This is a genomic window from Georgenia halophila (assembly GCF_039541595.1).
On record NZ_BAABGN010000006.1, the window covers coordinates 88,438 to 108,325 of the forward strand.

The window sequence follows — 19,888 nt, forward strand, 5'->3', positions numbered from 1 at the left end:
GATCGTGGCCGCCGGCCTCCGTGGCCGTTGCTGCGGCAACGACCTCGGGCGAGCGCCTCGTCCGTGGCGGGGGTCAAGCGTTGGCGGCGGCGCGCTTGGCGCGAGCGGCCGAGCGGTACCGGTCCTGGGTGTTGAGGACGACCTTGCGGATGCGCACAGCCTCCGGGGTGACCTCGACGCACTCGTCCTCGGCGGCGAACTCGAGCGACTCCTCGAGCGTCAGGCGCCGCGGCGGGACGAGGTTCTCGAACGAGTCCGCGGTCGAGGAGCGCATGTTCGTCAGCTTCTTCTCCTTGGTGATGTTGACGTCCATGTCCTCGTTGCGGGAGTTCTCCCCGACGACTTGACCCTCGTACACCTCGGAGGTCGGCTCGACGAAGAACGACCCACGCTCCTGCAGGTTGATCATCGCGAACGGAGTCACGGCGCCGGCCCGGTCGGCGACGAGCGATCCGCTGCTCCGCATCTCGATCGGCCCGTGCCAGCGCTCGAAGCCGTCCGAGAACGAGAAGGCGATGCCCGTGCCGCGGGTCTCCGTGAGGAACCGGGTGCGGAACCCGATGAGGCCGCGAGCGGGCACCATGAACTCCATGCGGACCCAGCCGGTGCCGTGGTTCGCCATGGTCTCCATGCGGCCCTTGCGGCCGGCCATGAGCTGGGTCACGGTACCGAGGTACTCCTCGGGCACGTCGATGGTCATGCGCTCCATCGGCTCGTGGACCGCCCCGTCGATCTCGCGGGTGACGACCTGCGGCTTGCCGACGGTCAGCTCGAAGCCCTCGCGGCGCATCTGCTCGACGAGGATCGCCAAAGCCAGCTCACCGCGGCCCTGGACCTCCCACGCATCGGGTCGCTCGGTGGGCAGGACTCGAAGGGAGACGTTGCCGATGAGCTCGCGGTCGAGGCGATCCTTGACCTGCCGAGCCGTGACCTTCGCGCCCTTGACGCGCCCGGCGAGCGGGGAGGTGTTGATGCCGACGGTCATCGAGATCGCGGGCTCGTCCACGGTGATGAGCGGCAGCGGGCGGGGGTCGTCGGGGTCGACGAGGGACTCACCGATGGTGATGTCCTCGATGCCCGCGACGGCGACGATGTCGCCGGCGAACGCACGATCGGCCGGCACCCGGTCCAGACCCTCGGTGCGCAGGAGCTCGGAGACCCGCACCGTGCGGGACGTGCCGTCGGCACGTGCCCAGAGCACGTTCTGGCCCTTGCGCAGCTCTCCGGCGCGGATCCTCAGCAGCGCGAGGCGGCCCAGGAACGGTGAGGCGTCGAGGTTGGTCACGTGCGCCTGCAGGGGCGCGCCCTCCTCGTACGCCGGCGCCGGCACGGAGTCGAGGAGGGTGGCGAAGAGCGGCTCGAGGTCCTCGTTCTCCGGCAGCTCGCCGTCGGCGGGCTGAACGGTGCTGGCCCGGCCGGCCTTCGCGGAGGCGTAGACGACCGGCACGTCGAGGATGGTGTCCAGGTCGAGGTCGTCGACCTCTTCGGCCAGGTCCGAGGCCAGCGAGAGCAGGAGGTCCTGGGACTCGGAGACGACCTCGGAGATGCGTGAGTCCGGACGGTCGACCTTGTTGACGACGAGCACGACCGGCAGCTTGGCCGCGAGGGCCTTGCGCAGCACGAACCGGGTCTGCGGCAACGGCCCCTCGGAGGCGTCGACGAGCAGGACGACGCCGTCGACCATGCTCAGCCCGCGCTCGACCTCGCCGCCGAAGTCGGCGTGGCCGGGAGTGTCGATCACGTTGATGACGACGCTGTCGTTGGCCGCCCCGGCAGCCCGTGCCGCGGGACCGGAGTAGTGGATGGCGGTGTTCTTCGCGAGAATGGTGATGCCCTTCTCGCGCTCGAGGTCGCCGGAATCCATGATGCGCTCGCCGGTGTTCTCGACGGTCTGGTGACCGCCGAAGGTGCCGGTCTGCCACAGCATCGCGTCCACGAGGGTGGTCTTGCCATGATCCACGTGGGCGACGATGGCGACGTTGCGCAGGTCGGAGCGCACAGGCATGCGGTGGTGACTCTCTTTCCGGATGGGGGCCAGGTCGTTGCCCGCCAATGGGGGCGTCGGCCGGCTGAGGGGCGCCCGAGACGGGCGCCAAGGCTCCATCCTACCGGTGGATGGCCGCCAACAGCCGACGGCGTGAGTGAGGTCTCACCGAGAGGGTGACATCTCGGTGTGAACGTGACGTGTCATCGCTGGTGACCGTGGCGCGGGCCCGGTGCGTGACACCTGGACGCGGCAGGCGCGCGATGATGAGAGACATGCGATCGACGATCACCGTGCGCGCCGGCTCCAGCAAGGCGCTCGCCGTCGTCTCATGGGTGGCGTGCGCCGTCGTGCTGGTGACGATGGGGATGAACGGCGGCCTCGCGGAGCTGGCCGCGTACGGCGGGGTGCCGCTCGCCGCAGCCGCCCTGGCGTGGGCGGTGTTCTGGCAGCCTCACGTCCGGGTGGACGACGAGGGAGTGACGCTCGCCAACGTGTGGCGAACGGTGCGGGTGCCGTGGTCGGCGCTGGAGTCGGTGGACACCAGGTGGGGCCTGCGGCTGCACACGAAGCGCAAGCGGTACTCGTCGTGGGCGGTGCCCGCACGGAGCCGGTACCGCAAGAGCGGGAATCAGGACCAGCAGCCGTCGTCGAGTCTGCTGGAGCTTCCCGACGGCGCCGAGCGGACCGTCTCCGCGGACTCCGAGCAGATCGGCCGGGTCATCGAGACCCGCCTGCTCGCGGGCGCCGGTTCGGGTCCGGACCCCGAACAGGTCCGGGCGACGCTCAACACCCGTTCCGTCGCCGTCGTGCTCGCCGCCGTCGCCCTCGCCGTCCTGACCGTCACCCTGTTCGGCTGACCGCGACGGGCGCGCTCACGGAGGCCGTGTACTGGGCGCCCGGGCACGGCCGGGCCATCGATCCCGCGGCTCTGCGGCGCGAGATCCGAAGGCCATCCCTGCCAAAGTCCAACCACAACCGGGAACGCACCGGGCGGGCCTCACGACGGCGCCCCCGACCCCGAGACCAACCGCGCCCGGCACGACGAAGGGCCGGTGGATCGTCCACCGGCCCTCCGTCAGTCCGGACGGCGATCACCGTCCAGGGTTTGCGGGGATCACTCCGCCACGAAGCCCCAGTTCTCCGGGCGCGTGGTGCTGAAGCCCTCCGCGCCGTAGTTGGCGAGGTTGTTGTCCGTCGCGTAGATCTCCGGGCGCTGGTAGAGGGGCAGCGTGTGCACCTCTTCCCAGATCATCTGGTCGGCCTGGTTGGCCATCTCGATCCGCTTCTCTTCGTCGGTCTCGACGTCGATCTGGGCGATGAGCTCGTTGAGCTCCGGATTGTTGAGATTGGCGTAGTTGGAGTCGTTGGTCTCCGGGTTGCCGTAGATCTGGGAGATGCCGTACATCGGGTACGGCGTCCCGATCCAGGAGAAGGCGATCATCTGGAAGTCACCGTTCGACAGGGCCTGGCCCCACGTTGCGGTGTCCTGCTGCTTGAGCTGGACGTCGATGCCGATCTCGCCGAGCTGCTGCTGAACCAGCTGGCCCTCGTTCTCCGACACCGCGATGCCGGTGAGGACGCTGAAGCTGACCTGCAGCGGCTCACCGTCGCGCTCACGGATGCCCGTCTCCTCGTTGAGGACCCACCCGGCCTCCTCGAGCTGCTTCCTCGCGGCCTCGGGGTCGTACGCGAACTCACCGGTGTTGTCCTGGTAGCCCTCCTGCCCGTTCACGAAGACGTGGTTGCCAAGCGCGACGATGAACTCCTCGGGCAGACCGGCGAGGTCGGAGGCCGCGATCGCCTCGCGGTTGAGGCCCTTGACGATCGCCTGACGAACGTCGAGCTCCTGGATCAGGCCGGCCTTCGAGTTGAAGGTGATATGGCGCCAGTCGGGACCGTTCGCCTGCCGGATGTCGGCGTTCGCCACCTTCGAGGCGACTTGGTAGTTGTTCGGGTTCGGGCCGACCTCGAACGCGTCGATCTCACCGTTCTGGAACGCCTGCGCGACCGCCTCGGCCGGGATCATGTGGAACTGGACCTCGTCGAGCATCGGCTCCGGGCCCCACCAGATGTCGCTGTTGGGCACCAACGTGATGATCTGCTGCGCCTGGTTGATCTCCTCGATCTTGAACGGGCCGGTGAAGTAGTCCGCGTTGTACTCCAGCCAGCCTTCCTCGAACGTCGTCGTGTCCGCGACCGACTCGGCCGGGACGATGTCGTCCAGCAGCGACTCCCAGTCGGGGAAGGTGCTCTTGAAGGTGATGACGACCTGGAACTCATCCTCGCCCTGGTCGACCGACTCGATCTGCTCGTACGGGCCTGTCTGGACGCAGCTGATGTCTTGGTTGGACCCGTCGCAGACGGTCAGCGTCGCCTGGTAGTCCTCCCACGTGATCGGGTCGCCGGTGTTCCAGACGGCATCCGGGTTCAACGTCAGCGTGATGACGTGCTGGCCGTCGACGATCTCCTCGTTGAAGTCCTCGAGGAAGCTCTCGTTCGGAGTCGGGAGGCCCTTCGCGTCGTAGTTCCAGGGCCGGACCGACATGAGGTCGCGGATGTCCGTCCAATCGGCCTGGTTGCCGTTGACGTGCAGTGGGTTCCACTGCGAGGGCAATGCCTCGCCGCCCGCGAGTCGCAGGGTCCCGCCGTCTTGGAGATCTTCACGGGGGTGGGCGTTCACCTCGATCGCGCCACTGCCGCCGCCGGAGGAGCCGTCTCCCTCCCCGCTGTCATCGTTGCCGCCGCCGTCTCCACCGGGACCGCACGCGCCAAGCGCGAGCGCCATGGCGGCGCTGGCCGCGAGAATCGCGGCACCCTTCTTCGTGCGCACTGTGTGAACCCTCCGTCGATCTACGGACAGACGTGCGCGGATCGTTCCGCCAGGGCGCAGACAGGGCTGCGACACGTCACATGACATTTACTGAACCATGCGTGGCTGTGAGGTCCGGCACGCCGAGCCCCTGACAGGCCTGTTTGTGACCCAATTGAGACCACGCGGTGACACCAGCGAAACCGCGCGGCAGAACCGCTTCAGAAGACCTCGACCGCCTCGGCGTAGTGGCACGCGGACCGTTGGTCCTCGGCCGTCCGGCGCAGCGCGGGGTCGTCGTTGATGCACAGCTCGCGCTCGTCGTCGGAGAGCGTGAGGAACTTCTGGCAGCGGGTACGGAACCGGCAGCCCGACGGTGGATCCGCGGGCGACGGCAGGTCGCCACGCAGGATGATCCGCTCGCGCCGGCGTTCCTTCTCCGGGTCCGGGATCGGGATCGCGGAGAGCAGGGCCTGGGTGTAGGGGTGCGTGGGGTACTCGAACACCCGGTCCACCTCGCCCACCTCGACGATCCTGCCGAGGTACATCACGGCCACCCGGTCCGCGATGTGGCGCACCACCGACAGGTCGTGGGCCACGAACAGGTAGGACAGGCCGAGCTTGGCGCGCAGCTCGTCCAGCAGATTGATGACGCCCGCCTGGATAGAGACGTCGAGGGCACTGACGGGCTCGTCGAGAACCAGGAGCTTCGGTTCCAGCGCGAGGGCGCGTGCGATGGCGATGCGCTGGCGTTGGCCGCCCGAGAAGTGCTGCGGGTACCTGTTGGCGTGCGAGGACTCCAACCCCACCAGCCGGAGAAGCTCGCGGACTCGGCTCTCGATCTTGTCCTTGGGTACGCGGTTGGCCGTCATCGGCTCGGCGATGATGTCGAAGACCGGCATGCGGGGGTCGAGCGAGGCCATCGGGTCCTGGAAGACGACCTGCAGGTCTCTGCGGAGCTCGCGCCGTTCCGCCCCCTTCTTGATGTCTCCCACATCGTTGCCGAGCACGACGATCTTCCCCTCCTGCGGCGCCTTGAGGTCGAGCACCTCCAGCAGCGTCGTCGTCTTGCCCGACCCGGACTCCCCCACCAGCGCGAGCGTCTCACCGGCCCGGACGTCGAGGCTGATGCCGTCGACGGCCTGGACGGTGCCGATACGACGGCGGAACACGGCGCCCTTAGTCAGGGGAAAGTGCCGCTTGAGATCCGTGATCTGCAGCACCTCTTCCCGCTGCTCACGTGGACGGCGGGTGAGGTCCGGCTCGATGACCCGCGGGACGGGATAGATGTCCCGGTAGTCCAGGTCCCCCTGGGCAATCTCGCCCGAGCGGTGGCAGGCGGCCGTGTGCTGTGCGCCGCGGGTCGGCGTCAGCGCCGGTTCAACCTCGAGGCAGGTGTCGACCGCCATCGGGCAGCGCGGGTTGAACGGGCAGCCTGGCGGGAGGTCGAGCAGCGACGGAGGGTTGCCTTCCACGGGGGCGAGCGCGCTCTTCTCCTCCTCGTCCGGCCTGGGTAGCGAGCCGAGCAGGCCGATCGTGTACGGCATCGTCGAGCGGCAGTAGATGTCGTCGACGTCGCCCTCCTCCACGACCCGGCCGGCATACATGACGGCGACACGGTCGGCCACGCCCGCCACGACCCCGAGGTCGTGGGTGATCATGACGACGGCGGCGCCCGTCTCCCGCTGCGCCGTCTTCAGCACCTCGAGGATCTGCGCCTGGATCGTCACGTCCAGGGCGGTGGTGGGCTCGTCGGCGATGATGAGGTCCGGATCGTTCGCGATCGCCATCGCGATCATCGCCCGTTGCCGCATGCCACCGGAGAACTCGTGGGGGAAGGACCGGGCACGCACCTTCGGGCTGGGGATGCCGACGAGGTCGAGCAGCTCCACCGCGCGCTCGCGAGCGGCCCGCTCGCCCATGCCCCGATGGGTCTGGAGCGCCTCGACGATCTGGCCGCCCACGGTGTACACGGGCGTGAGCGCCGACAGGGGATCCTGGAAGATCATGCCCATCTGGTTGCCGCGGATCTTGGACATGTAGGCGTCGGAACGCCCGAGCATCTGCTCGCCGTGCAGCTCAACGGATCCGGTCACCCGGGCGTTCTCCGGCAGCAGCCCCATGATGGCCATCGACGTCACCGACTTGCCGGAGCCGGACTCCCCGACGACGGCCAGGACCTCGCCCTCGCGGACCGAGAAGCTGACACCGCGCACGGCGTGGACGACCCCGTCCTCCGACGGGAAGCTGACGTCGAGGTCCTCGACGTCGAGCACCGGCTCGTCGGGCCCCCGGGGGGTGAGGTTCGGTGTCGGTTCGCTCTGGCTCCGGGGCCTTGCCAGGAAGTTCACGCGGTGCCTCCGGACTTGGACGAGGGGTCGAGGGCGTCACGCAGGCCGTCGCCGACGAAGTTGATGAACACGAGCATGAGAGTGAGCGCGGTGGCCGGCGCGAGGAAGATCCACGGGTACGTGGACGCCACGCTCTGCCCCTCGGCGATCAGCGTGCCGAGGGAGGTCTCCGGTGCCTGGACCCCGAACCCGAAAAAGGACAGCGACGTCTCGCCGAGCACCGCGGAGGCGACCGCGAGAGTGGCGTCGATGATCAGCAGCGACGAGATGTTCGGGATGATGTGCCGGAACACGATCACCGGTGCCCGGACGCCCATGTAACGCGCCGCGGTGACGTACTCCAGGTTCTTGATCCCGAGCGTCATGGAGCGCACCACGCGGGCGGAGAGCATCCAGCCGAACAGGACCAGGAGGAAGATCAGCCTCGGCACGGAGCTTCCGCCGCCGCCGGACTGGGTCATGATGATCGCGATGAACAGGAACGCGGGCACGACTAGGAGCAGGTCGATCACCCAGAGGGCGATCCGCTCGAACCACCGGCCGAAGTAGGCGGCGAAGGAGCCGATGGTCGCGGCCACGACGGTCTGCAGCACCGCGACGCCGAGGCCGATCATCATGGATTTGCGCAGACCCTCGATGGTCAGGGCCAACACGTCCTTGCCGGCCTGGGTCGTCCCGAGGGGGTGGGAGTCGCTCGGTGGCCTGAGGAACGCCTCCTGGTCGATGTCCTTGTAGCCCCACGGCAGCAGCAGCGGCCCGACCAGCGCGACGAGCACCAGGAGGGCGTAGCCGACGAGCCCCGCGAGGGCGGTCTTGTTCCGGGCGAACCGACGCGCGACGATGCGACCGCGCGAGAGCCTCTTGGCCTCGCCCGGTCGTTGGCCTTCGTCCTGGTCGGGCCCTTCCGGCCCGGTATGGACCCTCTCCCCCGGCACGCTGGCGTCGCCGCCGAGACCGGTGTTGGTCGTGGCCATGTCAGCTCACTCTCACTCGCGGATCGAGGGCGGCGACCAGGATGTCCGAGAGCGTCGCCCCCACCAGGACGCACACGCCCGCGAACGCAGCGAACGCCACGGTGCCATGGATGTCCATCTGCTGAATGGCCTCGACCCCGTAGATGCCCATGCCGTGCCAGCTGAAGACGAGCTCGACGAACGTGGCTCCGAGGACCAGCTGAGCCATGGTGAACGCGAAGTAAGTGCCGGTCGGGATGAGCGCCGTGCGCAGCGCGTGCCGGCGCAGCGCCACGCCCTCGCGCAACCCCTTCGCGCGTGCGGTGCGCACGTAGTCGTTGCCGAGGGTGTCGAGCATGAGGTTGCGCTGGATGCGGCTGTAGAAGGCGAGCCCGTTCAGCGCCAAGGTCAGCGTGGGTAGGAACAGGTGCTGGAGGCGGTCGGCCAGCCAGGCGCCCGGGTAGTCACCGACCTGACCTGCCTCGCCGACGAACTCCAAGAACGTGTACCCCAGGGCGTTGTTGGCCCGGATCGCGAGAATCTGCAGCACCACGGCGACCACGATGATCGGCGTCGAGATGAGGATCAGGGAGATCAGCGTGGTGATCCGGTCGCTCGCGCGGTACTGCCGAACGGCCGTCCAGGCCCCAAGCGCGACGCCCACCAGGATCCCGATGACGGAGCCGAGCGTCACCAGCCGGAGCGAGACCCACACGCGCGTCCCGATCTGCTCGTTGACGCTCTCGCCGAACGGGGCACGGCCCCAGTTCCAGTCGGTCAGGACGTTGGTCAGCCAGATCCAGTAGCGCTCCAGCACCGGCACCTCGTCGCTGAGGTTGTACGACCGGAGCGCGTTCTCGATCGCCTGCGGGTCCAGCGGGGGGTTGCGATGCTCGTAGAGCGAGCGCGGGTCCAGCTGGGTGGCTGCGAGGAGGTACACGAGCGAGACTGCGATGAAGAGCAGGATCAGGTAGTTGAGAAACCTGCGTGAGATGAACAGCAGCATATTCACGCCTTCGTGACGGACGGGCCGCGGTCACCGCCGCACCGTCGGGACGGTGCGTCGCCGTGCCACGCCGGACGGACTGCGCCGGCAAGCAGGAACGGGACCTGCAGCACTCCGGCGTCCGCCCACTGTACCTGGCGGATCTGCGTCTCAGTGCCGCTGACCGGCCGCCGCCAGGGCGTCCTCGCCCCCCTCACTCCGTTCACTCCGTCGTCGTGCCCGACGCCGTTCCGGGTCCCTCGTCGACCTCCGGGACCTCGGGGTCGAGCTGCAGCCGCGCGCCCGGGATCGCGGCGAGGAGCTCGCGCGTGTAGGGCTGGCGCGGGTTGTCGAAGACCTCGTCGGTCGTGGCGTGCTCGACGATCCGCCCCTTCTCCATCACGGCCACCTCGTCGGCGATCTGCCGGACGACCGCCAGGTCGTGGGTGATGAACAGGTACGTGAGGCCGAGCTCCTTCTGCAGGTCGTTCAGCAGCGTGAGCACCTGGTCCTGGACGAGCACGTCGAGAGCCGACACCGCCTCGTCGCACACCACCAGCGCCGGCTCGAGGGCGAGCGCCCGGGCGATGGCGACGCGCTGGCGCTGCCCGCCCGAGAGCTCGTTGGGGTAACGACGCATGGTCGAGCGGGGCAGGGAGACCATCTCGAGCAGCTCCGCGACCCGCTTCGTCCGTTCCTGCTTCGTGCCGACCCGGTGCACCCGCAGCGGCTCCTCGATCGTGCGGAAGATCGAGTACATCGGGTCCAGGGAGCCGTACGGGTTCTGGAAGATCGGCTGGACCCGGCCGCGGAAGTCGAAGAGCTGCCCCTTGTCGAGCTTGCCGACCTCCCTGCCCTCGAAGATCACCGACCCGGACGTCGGCGGCAGCAGGTTGAGCAGGATGTTCGCGACCGTGGACTTGCCGGAGCCGGACTCCCCCACCAGCGCCGTGGTGGACCCGCGCGGAACGCTGAAGGAGACGTCGTCGACGGCCTTGAAGTCGTGGCCGGTGCCCGGGAGCGCGCCGCGGAGGTGGAAGACCTTCGTGAGGTTCCTGACCTCGACGATGTCCTTCGCCGCCGCGAGGTCCGGCCCCTCGTGCCCGAGCAGCTCGGCGGCGTCCACGCCCCGCTCCTTGGCGCTCTGGATCCGCCGCGAGGCCAGGGACGGCGCGGAGGCGACCAGCCGCTGGGTGTACGGGTGGCGCGGGTCGTTGAGGATCTGGCGCGCCGGACCGGACTCGACGACGCGTCCGCGGTGCATGACGACCAGATGCTCGGCGCGCTCGGCCGCGAGGCCCAGGTCGTGCGTGATGAACAGCACGGCGACGTTGCGTTCCTGGGTGAGCCGCTCCAGGTGGTCGAGGATGTGCCGCTGGACGGTGACGTCCAGCGCCGACGTCGGCTCGTCAGCGATGAGCAGCCGCGGCTGTCCCGCCAGCCCGATGCCGATCAGCGCCCGCTGGCGCATGCCGCCGGAGAACTCGTGCGGGTACTGCTTGGCGCGCTCTGCGGCGTCGGGCAGACCCGCCGTCTCCAGCACCTCGGCGACCTGGGCGTCTGCGGCGCGGCCCTTGGCGATGCCGTTGGCCGCCAGCGCCTCGCGAACCTGGAAGCCGATCTTCCACACCGGGTTGAGGTTCGACATCGGGTCCTGCGGGACCAGGCCGATCTCCTTGCCGCGCAGCTCCTCCATCTCGGCGCGGGAAGCGCCGACGAGCTCCCGGCCCAGGTACTTGACGGAGCCGCCGACGACCTTCCCGGTGCCCGGGAGCAGGTCGATCACGGCGTGCGCCGTCGTCGACTTGCCCGAGCCCGACTCCCCCACGATGGCCACGGACTGGCCGGGGTAGACGGTGAGGTGGGCACCGCGCACGGCGGGCACCATGCCCGTCGAGGACTGGAAGGCGACCTCGAGATCGCGGATCTCGAGGAGCGGGGCGTTCGTGTCGACGTCGCCGGCGAATCGCGGCTCGGTGGAGGTGGTGGTCATCGGTCACGCTGCTTCGGGTCGAGGGCGTCGCGCACGGCGTCTCCCATCATGATGAAACCGAGCACGGTCAGGGCGAGACCGGCGGCCGGGTAGAACAGGATCTCGGCATTCGTGCGGATGGAGTTCTGCGCGTCGGAGATGTCGCCGCCCCAGGACACGACGGTCGTGGGGAGCCCGAGGCCGAGGAAGGACAGGGTGGCCTCCGCCACGATGAAGATGCCCAGCGCCACGGTCGCGTAGACGATGATCGGCGCCGCCGCGTTCGGCATGACGTGCCGAGCCAGGATCCCGAGACGGCCCACACCCAGCGACTGCGCCGCCGTGACGTAGTCGTTGTTCTTCACGGTCATCACCGAGCCGCGCGTGATGCGGGCGATGTTCGTCCAGCCGAAGGAGGCCAGGACGGCCGCAACCATCAGCGCGCTGCCGTCGGTGAAGACCTGCATGATGACGATGGCAGCGAGCACGATCGGGATGGCGAAGAAGATGTCGGTGATGCGCGACAGGATGGTGTCGAACCAGCCGCCGAAGTAGCCGGCGACCGCGCCGATCACCGTCCCGAAGACCACCACCGCCGCGGTGGCCAGCACGCCCACCGTCACCGACGCCCGGGCGCCGTAGATCGTCCGGGCGTAGATGTCGCAGCCCTGGCGGTCGAACCCGAAGGGGTGTCCGGCCGACGGCTCTCCGTACGAGTTGGCCAGGTCGCAGTTGCGGGGGTCGACGGACGTGAACAGCTGCGGGAAGACCGCCATGGCGCACACGAGCGTGATGATCGCGGCGGAGACCCAGAACAACGGACGACGGCGCAGCTTCCGCCACGCCTCCGACCACATCGAGGACGGGGCGCCGGAGTCGTCGACGGCGTCGACGGCACCGAGGCCGCTCTCGTCCGTCTGGGCGAAGAAGTGCTCCTGGTGGCGCCGGGCCGCGACGGGCCCGCGCCCGGGGCCGGGCGGAGTGCTGTCAGGCATATCGGATCCTCGGGTCCAGGGCGGCGTAGAGCAGGTCCACGACAAGGTTCGCGATGATGTAAACGATCACCAGGACGGTGGTCAGGGACACGACGGTCGCGGACTCCCCGCCCTGGATCGCGCGGTAGAGCGTTCCGCCGACGCCGTTGATGTTGAAGATGCCCTCGGTGATGATCGCGCCGGCCATGAGCTGGCCCAGGTCGGCACCGAGGAAGGTCACCACGGGGATGAGCGAGTTGCGCAGCACGTGCACGTTGATCACTCGGGTGCGGCTCAGGCCCTTCGCCGTCGCGGTGCGCACGTAGTCGGCGCCCCGGTTCTCGGACACCGACGTGCGGGTCAGCCTCAGCACGTAGGCGAAGGAGACGGCGCCGAGCACGACGGCGGGCATCAGCAGACTGACGAAGTCCGGATCGCTCCCGGCCGTCACGGGCAGCCACTCGAGCTGGACGCCGACGAAGAACTGCAGCGTGAAGCCGATGACGAAGGTCGGGACGGCGATGACGAACAGGCTGATCACCAGGACGGTGGCGTCGAAGACGCCACCGCGGCGCAGGCCCGCGAGGAGGCCGAAACCGATGCCGAGCACGGCCTCGAAGACGAGTGCCATGACGCCGAGCCGGAAGGTGATCGGCATGGCCTGCGCGACGACGTCGATCACCTCTCGCCCGGAGAAGGTCGTCCCGAAGTCGAGGGTGACGACGCCCTTGAGGTAGATCAGGTACTGCACGAGGAAGGGCTCGTCGAGGTTGTACTGCTCCCGGAGCTGCTCAGCGACGGCCGGAGGCAGGCCTCGCTCGCCCCCGAGGGCGGCGATGGGGTCGCCCGGCATGGCGAACACCATGAAGTAGATGAGGAGCGTCGCCCCGATGAATACGGGGATCAGCTGCAGCACTCTGCGCCCGATGTACCGGAGCATGCGCGTGGGTCTCCTTCTCCCGGCCGTTGCCGAGGACGCGATCGCGTGCACGATACGCCGTCGAGCGGGTCGAGGGCGATCGGCCCCTCACAGGGGCACGCACGAGGGGCGGGACCCGAAGATCCCGCCCCTCTGCGTCAGCGACGGTGAGCTGCGAACCAGGTCACTCGGACTTGGTCACCTGGTAGTACAGCGGCACGCTGCGCCAGCTGAACTCGACGTTGTCGACGAGCGTCGAGTGACCGCCGGTCACGTTCTGGTACCACAGCGGGATGCCCGGGAGGTCCTCCATGAGGACACCCTGAGCCTCGATGAGCAGCTCGTTGGCCTCTTCCTGCGTCTCGGCACCGTTGGCCTGGTTGATCAGGCCGTCGAACTCCTCGCTCGAGTACTGCATGTCGTTCGAGCCGGCGTTCGTGTAGTAGATCGGTGCGAGGAAGTTGCTCAGCGCCGGGTAGTCGGCCTGCCAGCCACCGCGGAACACACCACGGATCTCGCCGGCGTCACGGTCGTCCAGGAACTCCTGGAAGGTCGGGTACCCGTCCATCTGGCACTCGACCCCGAGCGCGTTGCGGATGGAGTTGCAGGCCGCCTCGACCCACGCCTGGTGGTCGCTGTCCGTGTTCGTGGCGATGTACAGCGGCTGGTCGCCCCACGGCTCCATCTCCTCGGCCTGGGCCCACAGGTCCGCGGCCGCCTGCTCGTCGTACACCAGGACGTCGTTGCCGGGCACGTCCTCGGTCCACCCGTCGATGACCGGGGAGGTGAAGTCGACGGCCGGGGTCCGGCTGCCGCTGAAGATGGACTCCGTGATCTGCTCACGGTTGATGGCCTTCGAGATGGCCTGACGCCGCAGGTTCCCGGCCTCGCCCTGGAACTGCGGGAGGTACTCCGGGACGTTCAGGACCTGGATGACGGCGGCCGGCTGGTTGGTCGCCCGGTCACCCAGCTCCTCCTCGAACACCTCGAACGCGGACGCCGGGATGTTGTCGATGATGTCGAGGTTGTCCGACAGGAGGTCGTTGTAGGCCGTGTCCTCGTTGTTGTAGATGACGAACTCGATGCCACCGTTCTGGGGCACGCGGTCACCGGAGTACTCGGGGTTCGGCACGAGGCTGATGCTCTGACCGTGCGCCCACGCGCCCTCGCCGTCCATCATGTACGGGCCGTTGCCGACCGGGTTCTGACCGAAGGCTTCCATGTCCTCGAAGGCCACCTCGGGCAGCGGCGCGAACGCGCTGTAGCCGAGGCGCAGCGGGAAGTCGGACTCCGGCTGCTTCAGCTCCACCGTGAAGGTGTGGTCGTCGACGACCTTGAGACCGGTGAGCTCGCTGTCCTCATCGTAGGAGAAGCCCTTGATGCTCTCGAAGAAGTAGCTGCTGTTCTGGGCGTTGGACAGCAGGGCGCCGTAGTTCCACGCGTCCACGAAGCTGTTGGCGGTGACCGGCTCGCCGTTGGAGAAGGTCCAGCCCTCCTCGAGCGTGATCGTGTAGTTCTGGTTGTCCTCGGTCTCGATGGACTCGGCCACCTCGTTGTGCACGGCGCCCTCGGCGTCGTAGTACACGAGGCCCGCGAAGAGCTGGTCGATGACCTTGCCACCGCCGGTCTCGTTCGTGCTCGTGGGGATGAGCGGGTTCTGGGGCTCGGTGCCGTTCGCGCGGATGACGGCGCTGCTCGAGGCGCCGCCGCCCTCCTGGTTCCCGCCGTCGCCGCCGTCGCCCGAGCCGCCGCCACAGGCGGCGAGGACGAGGGATCCGGCCAGGACGGACGCAGCAACGCCCGCCATTCGCCTGGTCTTCAATGTTCCTCCTGATGAGTGAGCAGAGTGCTCGTCAGCCGCGGCACCTGGACGCGGGACCGCGCTCCCGTGAGCGGGATTTCACGGAACGATACGTGCGAGGTCAGTCCCGAATGAGCACGGAGGCCGATCGTTACAACATCGTGACCGCATAGTGAGACTCGCGCCACAGGAAGCACGCGCGGACGCCTTCCGCCCGATATCGAGCGATCCGCACGAGCATGCGGATCGCGTCAGCCGAACCACGGCGTCGGGCCCCCGATCGCGATCACCGGCTCGCCGGGTCGGGGTTGCACCGGCGGGACGGACCTACAACCGTGGTCTTGTCCGAGGCGCGTGCGTACTGCCGATGGTGGGCGTAGGCGTCACCCGGCGCGACAGCCGGCAAGCACCGCACCGACGACAGGAGCCCATCGTGCTCAGCCTCACCGACAACGCCCAGGCAGCCGTGAAGGGCCTCACCAGCGAGGCCGGACTGCCCGACAGCGGGGGCGTCCGCATCGCCCTCACCGACGACCAGAGCCAGCTCGAGATGAGCCTGGTGACCGAGCCCGAGGACAACGACGAGGTCATCGAGACCGAGGACGCGAAGGTCTTCGTCTCCCCCGAGACCTCCCCGATCCTTTCCCAGCACACGCTCGACGCCGGCCAGACGTCCGACGGCATCGGATTCAGCCTCAAGCCCCAGGAGGAGGAGGGCACCGAGGAGAGCGCGGAGGAGACGCCGCAGGCCTGACCCGCCGGTCTCGCCGCCAGCCTCCTTCCCCCACAACTTGTCGGCAGCGGCTCGATCCCCTGCCGAACAAGCCCTGGCCCGATCGTCCGGAGATCCGGACGATCGGCTGGGGCTTGTTCGCGTTCAGGGCGACCTGGCGAGCTCAGGGCGACCTGGCGAGCTCAGCCCGACCCGGCGACCCGTCCCGGCCGGTCAGCGCGGGACGACGGCGAAGCGCCGGTTCGCCAGCGACGGGTTCCGCTCCCGCACGGCGGCAAGCGTTCCCGGATCCACGTCGACGACGGCGACGTCCGGCTCGTCACCGAGGTCCGCGGTCACCACACCCGCCGGGTCCACGGCGAGGGACCGCCCGGTGCGGTAACGCCCGCACTGACCGGCGGCGAGGACGTACGCGGTGTTCTCCACGGCCCGGGCGCGGACCAGCACCTCCCAGTGCGAGCCCTTGCCCGGCCCGGCCATCCAGGTGGCGGGCACGAGCAGGACGTCGGCTCCGGCGTCGACCAGGAACCGGGCCATCTCCGGGAAGCGGAGGTCGTAGCAGGTCATCACCCCCACGTGCAGGTCACCGATCGGCAGCACGAGCGCCTCGGGATCGGCGGCGGAGAGCCGGTCGGACTCCTTGTCCCCGAACGCGTCGTAGAGGTGGACCTTGCGGTAGGCGCCCAGCAGCGTGCCGTCGGGCCCGAGGGCGACGACGGTGTTGGCCGGCCGGCCGGTGCCGGTGTCCTCGGTCATGCCCGCCACGACCGTGACGGACCCGTCCCGGGCCGCCTCTGCGAGGCCGGTGACGAACGGCCCGTCCAGCGGCTCGGCCTCCCGGCGGAGCCCTTCGGCGGTGGGCCGCGGGTCCCATGACATCGTGTACTCGGGCAGCAGCACCAGCACCGCGTCCTGGTCGGCCGCCTGCCGGACCAGGTCCGCAGCGGTCGCGAGGTTCTGGGCCTTGTCGGTGGTGACGTCGAGCTGAGCCACGGCCATACGCATGGCCCGAGCCTACGGTCCGGAACCCTCGTCCGGGGAGACGGTGCTCGGGCGATAGCCTGGCCGCCTCCCGGACCCGGAGCCCGCCATGGCCGACCTTCTCATCGTGCTGGCGACGACCTTCGTCGCCGGGCTGCTGGCGCGCGTGATCCACCTGCCGCCGCTCGTGGGCTTCCTCGCGGCCGGGTTCGGCCTCCACGCCATCGGGTTCCAGGAACCGACCGGCCTGGAGACACTGGCCGACCTCGGGGTCACGCTGCTGCTCTTCGGCATCGGGCTCAGGCTCGACGTCCGGTTCCTGCTGCGGCGCGAGGTCTGGCTCACCGCGGGCGTGCACATGCTGTTCAGCGTGGCGCTCGGTATCGGCTTCCTCGCACTGCTGGGCGCCGTCGGGCTCCGGCTCCTCGCCGGTGAGTCGTTCGGCACGCTGGCGCTGGTCGCGTTCGCCCTCTCCTTCTCCTCCACGGTTCTCGCCATCAAGGTCCTGGAGGAACGCAGTGACTCGCTCGCCCTCTACGGCCGCATCGCCGTCGGCATCCTCGTGGTCCAAGACCTCGCGGCCGTCATCTTCCTCGCCGTCGCCGAAGGGGACCCGCCCAGCGCCTGGGCGTTCTCCATCGTCCTGCTGGTCCCGGCGGCGTGGGTCTTCCGACGGGTCTGGAACTTCGTCGGGCACGGTGAGCTGCAGGCGCTCTTCGGTCTGGCGATGGCACTGCTGCCCGGGTACGCGCTCTTCGAAGCCGTCGGGCTCAAGGGCGACCTCGGCGCCCTCGTCGTGGGGATGCTGCTCGCATCCCACCCGGCCGCCGGGGAGGTGGCGAAGTCGCTGCTCAGTCTCAAGGACCTGCTGCTGGTCGCCTTCTTCGTCTCCATCGGCATGGCGGCCGCCCTCACGCCGGACGCCGCCGTGCTCGCCCTCCTGCTCGTCGTGCTGCTGCCGCTCGAGGCGTTGGCCTTCACGGCACTCCTGCGGATGATGGGGCTGCGGTACCGAACGTCGTTGCTCGCCGGCCTGGCCCTCGGCAACTATTCGGAGTTCGGCCTCATCGTCGGCGCCGTCGGCACCTCGGTGGGGCTCCTGGACGAGCGTTGGCTCGCCGCGATCGCGATGGCCGTCGCGCTCGGCCTGGTGGTCTCCGCGATCGCGAACAGGTTCGGCTACGAGCCGCTCGACGAGCTGGCCGCGCGCCTGCCCGAACGCGCGCCGGAACGCCTCCACCCGGACGACCGTCCCATCGACGTCGGCCGGGCGGAGGCCGTCGTGCTCGGCATGGGCCGCGTCGGACGCGCGACCTACGAGCAGCTCACCGATGCCTACGGCCTGACCGTGGTCGGGGTGGAGCACGACTCGAGCCGGGCGACGAAGCTGCGGGCCGCGGGCTACGACGTCGAGGTCGCCGACGCCACGGACGTCGACTTCTGGAAACGCGTGAACCGGGCGCGGGAGGTCAGCATCGCGGTCCTGGCGATGCCGTTCCACGGCTCGAACCTCGCCGCGCTGCAGGAGCTGCGCCAGTCCGGATTCCGCGGGCACGTCGCCGCGATCGCTCGGTACGACGACGACGTCGACGAGCTCCGCGAGCGCGGCGCGCACGTGGTCTTCCATCTCTACGGCAGCGCGGGGATCGCCCTGGCGGACGGTGCGGCGGAGGCCGCCGCCAGTGGCCCGACGACGGAGGAGTGAACCGTCGCCGGGTAGTTGACGGAGTGGCAGCATGGCGGCATGACTCCCACGACCGGCGTGATCTTCCGCCCCCAGTCATCGCCCGAGGACCTGCGCAGCACCGTCGAGGCCGCCGATCAGGCCGGCGTGGCCGAGCTGTGGCTGTGGGAGGACTGCTTCTTCGAGGGCGGCCTCACGACGGCGACGGCCGCCCTTTCCTGGTCCGACCGGCTGCGGGTCGGGATCGGCATCCTGCCTGTCCCGCTGCGCAACCCGGCACTGACGGCGATGGAGATCGCCACCTTGAGCCGCCTGTTCCCGGGTCGTTTCGTGCCGGGCCTGGGACACGGTGTCCTGCCGTGGATGCGGCAGGTCGGCGCCGGTGTCGACTCACCCATGACGCTGCTGCGCGAGCACGTGAGCGTCGTGCGGGACCTGCTCGCCGGCCGGACCGTCGACGTGCAGGGCCGTTACGTCCACCTCGACGACGTCACGCTCGACTGGCCGCCGCAGCAGCCACCCGAGCTGATCCTCGGCGCCCGGGGCCCGAGGACCGTGGCCCTGGCGGGCGAGGTCGCCGACGGCGCCGTGCTCGACGTCGCGGACCTGGACAAGGTCCGCGAGGTGCGCTCCTGGCTCGACGAGGCCCGGGCGGCCGCGGGACGGGACGGTCGGTCGCGCCTCGTGGTCAACGCGGCCGTCGAGGTTCAGCAGGATCACTCCGGCCTGTCGTCACGTGTCGCCGACGAGGTGGGCGCGCTGCGTGACGCCGGCGCGGACACCGTCGCGCTGTTCTCCGCCGACGACGACGCACCGGACCCGCGTCCGCTCATCGAGGCACTCGCCGACCTGCGCTGACTCGCCGGCCTGCGCTGAGCCGGGTGGTGGTGGACCTCGTCGCCGGCTCCGCACTCTCGAGCGGGCGATGACCCCGCCAGCTGTCACGCGGTGATCGCTGCCCTCAGCGCCCGTCGACGTCGTGATTGACCTTCATGACCACCTCGCTGACCGCCATCCACAGCGCGAAGGTGGCGGCGCCGGCGTCGAACGCCACGATGCGCCCGCTCCAGCGCCTGCCGCCGCCCTGCGGCCGGGCGGCGAGCGCGAGCCCTCCGGCGAGGTTTAGGGCGCCCCAGCCGAGATTGACCCACCGGTTCGAGGTCTTCCCGCCCAGCGGGGTGAGGTGCTGGTGCCCGGCTGCCGCCGTGGCGAGGTGGGGAAGGCTGTTCGCGCACAGCAGCCCGGAGCAGAAGGCGGTCACGTCGTCGCGGTTCATCGTTCCTTCCTACCTGCCCGGGTGCGGCTCGTACAGGGCGCCGGCCGATCGGCCCGATACCGACCGCCGCGACGCCGGCCGGTCGCGCCGTCGGCCGGCTGCGCGGTCGCGCGGATGTTCCGGGCGGGAGTCGTCCCGTGTGGCGAGCCGGATCGCCGTCGCGGAACATGGGGACATGGGAGCAGCCGCGCGCGCGACGGACACGGCCATTGGCCTGTACCAGCGACACCTCTCCCCCGGCAAGGGTTGGACGTGCGCTCACCTCGTCGCGCACGGGGGACAGTCCTGCTCGGCAGCGGTTCGCAGGCTCGTGGCGACCCGGGGCGTGCTCGGAGCCTTGTCCCCGACGATCGTCAGGTTCGTCGCCTGCTATCGCGCCGCGATGCTGCTCGCTCAGCAGGACGTCCGCGGCGTCTGTTGCTGCGGCGGCATCCCGATCCCGTTCCGGTTCCGTGGTCGCTGA

Annotated in this window: 16 protein-coding genes; 5 read left to right on the forward strand and 11 right to left on the reverse strand. The window is 69.5% G+C overall.

The window, feature by feature from the left end:
- Positions 1 to 73 precede the first annotated feature (73 nt).
- Positions 74 to 2,005, reverse strand: coding sequence for a translational GTPase TypA (gene typA, locus ABD907_RS07600; protein WP_345215645.1), 1,932 nt, complete (start codon positions 2,003 to 2,005; stop codon positions 74 to 76).
- A gap of 254 nt (positions 2,006 to 2,259) precedes the next feature.
- Between typA and ABD907_RS07605 the strand changes: the two genes are divergently transcribed.
- On the forward strand, positions 2,260 to 2,844 hold the full coding sequence (locus tag ABD907_RS07605) for a PH domain-containing protein (RefSeq protein WP_345215646.1): 585 nt from the start codon (positions 2,260 to 2,262) through the stop codon (positions 2,842 to 2,844).
- A 257-nt stretch (positions 2,845 to 3,101) separates the two neighbouring features.
- Here ABD907_RS07605 and ABD907_RS07610 read toward each other — a convergent pair whose 3' ends face one another.
- The 8 genes from ABD907_RS07610 to ABD907_RS07645 form a co-directional block, all read right to left on the reverse strand.
- A complete protein-coding gene (locus tag ABD907_RS07610; RefSeq protein WP_345215647.1) occupies positions 3,102 to 4,817 on the reverse strand; it encodes an ABC transporter family substrate-binding protein in 1,716 nt (571 codons plus the stop codon).
- Positions 4,818 to 5,017: 200 nt separating this feature from the next.
- Positions 5,018 to 7,138 carry an ABC transporter ATP-binding protein gene (locus tag ABD907_RS07615; protein WP_345215732.1) on the reverse strand — a complete coding sequence of 707 codons (2,121 nt, stop codon included), beginning with the start codon at positions 7,136 to 7,138 and terminating at the stop codon, positions 5,018 to 5,020.
- Between the two features lie 5 nt (positions 7,139 to 7,143).
- A complete protein-coding gene (locus ABD907_RS07620) occupies positions 7,144 to 8,121 on the reverse strand; it encodes an ABC transporter permease (RefSeq protein ID WP_345215648.1) in 978 nt (325 codons plus the stop codon).
- Between the two features lies 1 nt (position 8,122).
- Positions 8,123 to 9,106 (reverse strand): ABC transporter permease, encoded by a 984-nt coding sequence (locus ABD907_RS07625; RefSeq protein ID WP_345215649.1) that lies wholly within the window; start codon positions 9,104 to 9,106, stop codon positions 8,123 to 8,125.
- Between the two features lie 202 nt (positions 9,107 to 9,308).
- A complete protein-coding gene (locus ABD907_RS07630; protein WP_345215650.1) occupies positions 9,309 to 11,078 on the reverse strand; it encodes a dipeptide ABC transporter ATP-binding protein in 1,770 nt (589 codons plus the stop codon).
- Complete coding sequence (locus ABD907_RS07635) at positions 11,075 to 12,052, reverse strand: ABC transporter permease (RefSeq protein ID WP_345215651.1); 978 nt, start codon at positions 12,050 to 12,052, stop codon at positions 11,075 to 11,077. Before ABD907_RS07635 ends, ABD907_RS07630 begins: the two co-directional genes overlap by 4 nt.
- Positions 12,045 to 12,971, reverse strand: a complete 927-nt coding sequence (locus ABD907_RS07640) for an ABC transporter permease (RefSeq protein ID WP_345215652.1) — start codon at positions 12,969 to 12,971, stop codon at positions 12,045 to 12,047. Before ABD907_RS07640 ends, ABD907_RS07635 begins: the two co-directional genes overlap by 8 nt.
- 163 nt (positions 12,972 to 13,134) lie before the next feature.
- Entirely contained in the window at positions 13,135 to 14,772 is a 1,638-nt protein-coding gene (locus ABD907_RS07645) for a peptide ABC transporter substrate-binding protein (protein ID WP_345215653.1), read from the reverse strand.
- 412 nt (positions 14,773 to 15,184) lie between these two features.
- On the opposite strand from ABD907_RS07645, the gene ABD907_RS07650 reads away from it, so the two are divergent.
- A complete protein-coding gene (locus ABD907_RS07650) occupies positions 15,185 to 15,505 on the forward strand; it encodes an iron-sulfur cluster biosynthesis family protein (RefSeq protein ID WP_345215654.1) in 321 nt (106 codons plus the stop codon).
- Positions 15,506 to 15,697: 192 nt separating this feature from the next.
- On the opposite strand, the gene ABD907_RS07655 is transcribed toward ABD907_RS07650, so the two are convergent.
- Positions 15,698 to 16,489 carry a carbon-nitrogen hydrolase family protein gene (locus ABD907_RS07655; protein ID WP_345215655.1) on the reverse strand — a complete coding sequence of 264 codons (792 nt, stop codon included), beginning with the start codon at positions 16,487 to 16,489 and terminating at the stop codon, positions 15,698 to 15,700.
- Between the two features lie 85 nt (positions 16,490 to 16,574).
- On the opposite strand from ABD907_RS07655, the gene ABD907_RS07660 reads away from it, so the two are divergent.
- On the forward strand, positions 16,575 to 18,170 hold the full coding sequence (locus ABD907_RS07660) for a cation:proton antiporter domain-containing protein (protein WP_345215656.1): 1,596 nt from the start codon (positions 16,575 to 16,577) through the stop codon (positions 18,168 to 18,170).
- A gap of 39 nt (positions 18,171 to 18,209) precedes the next feature.
- The gene (locus tag ABD907_RS07665; RefSeq protein ID WP_425555720.1) at positions 18,210 to 19,007 is read left to right on the forward strand and encodes an LLM class flavin-dependent oxidoreductase; all 798 of its coding nucleotides are present in this window, start codon (positions 18,210 to 18,212) and stop codon (positions 19,005 to 19,007) included.
- Positions 19,008 to 19,110: 103 nt separating this feature from the next.
- On the opposite strand, the gene ABD907_RS07670 is transcribed toward ABD907_RS07665, so the two are convergent.
- On the reverse strand, positions 19,111 to 19,425 hold the full coding sequence (locus ABD907_RS07670) for a hypothetical protein (RefSeq protein WP_345215658.1): 315 nt from the start codon (positions 19,423 to 19,425) through the stop codon (positions 19,111 to 19,113).
- A gap of 175 nt (positions 19,426 to 19,600) precedes the next feature.
- Between ABD907_RS07670 and yidD the strand changes: the two genes are divergently transcribed.
- Complete coding sequence (gene yidD / locus ABD907_RS07675; RefSeq protein WP_345215659.1) at positions 19,601 to 19,888, forward strand: membrane protein insertion efficiency factor YidD; 288 nt, start codon at positions 19,601 to 19,603, stop codon at positions 19,886 to 19,888.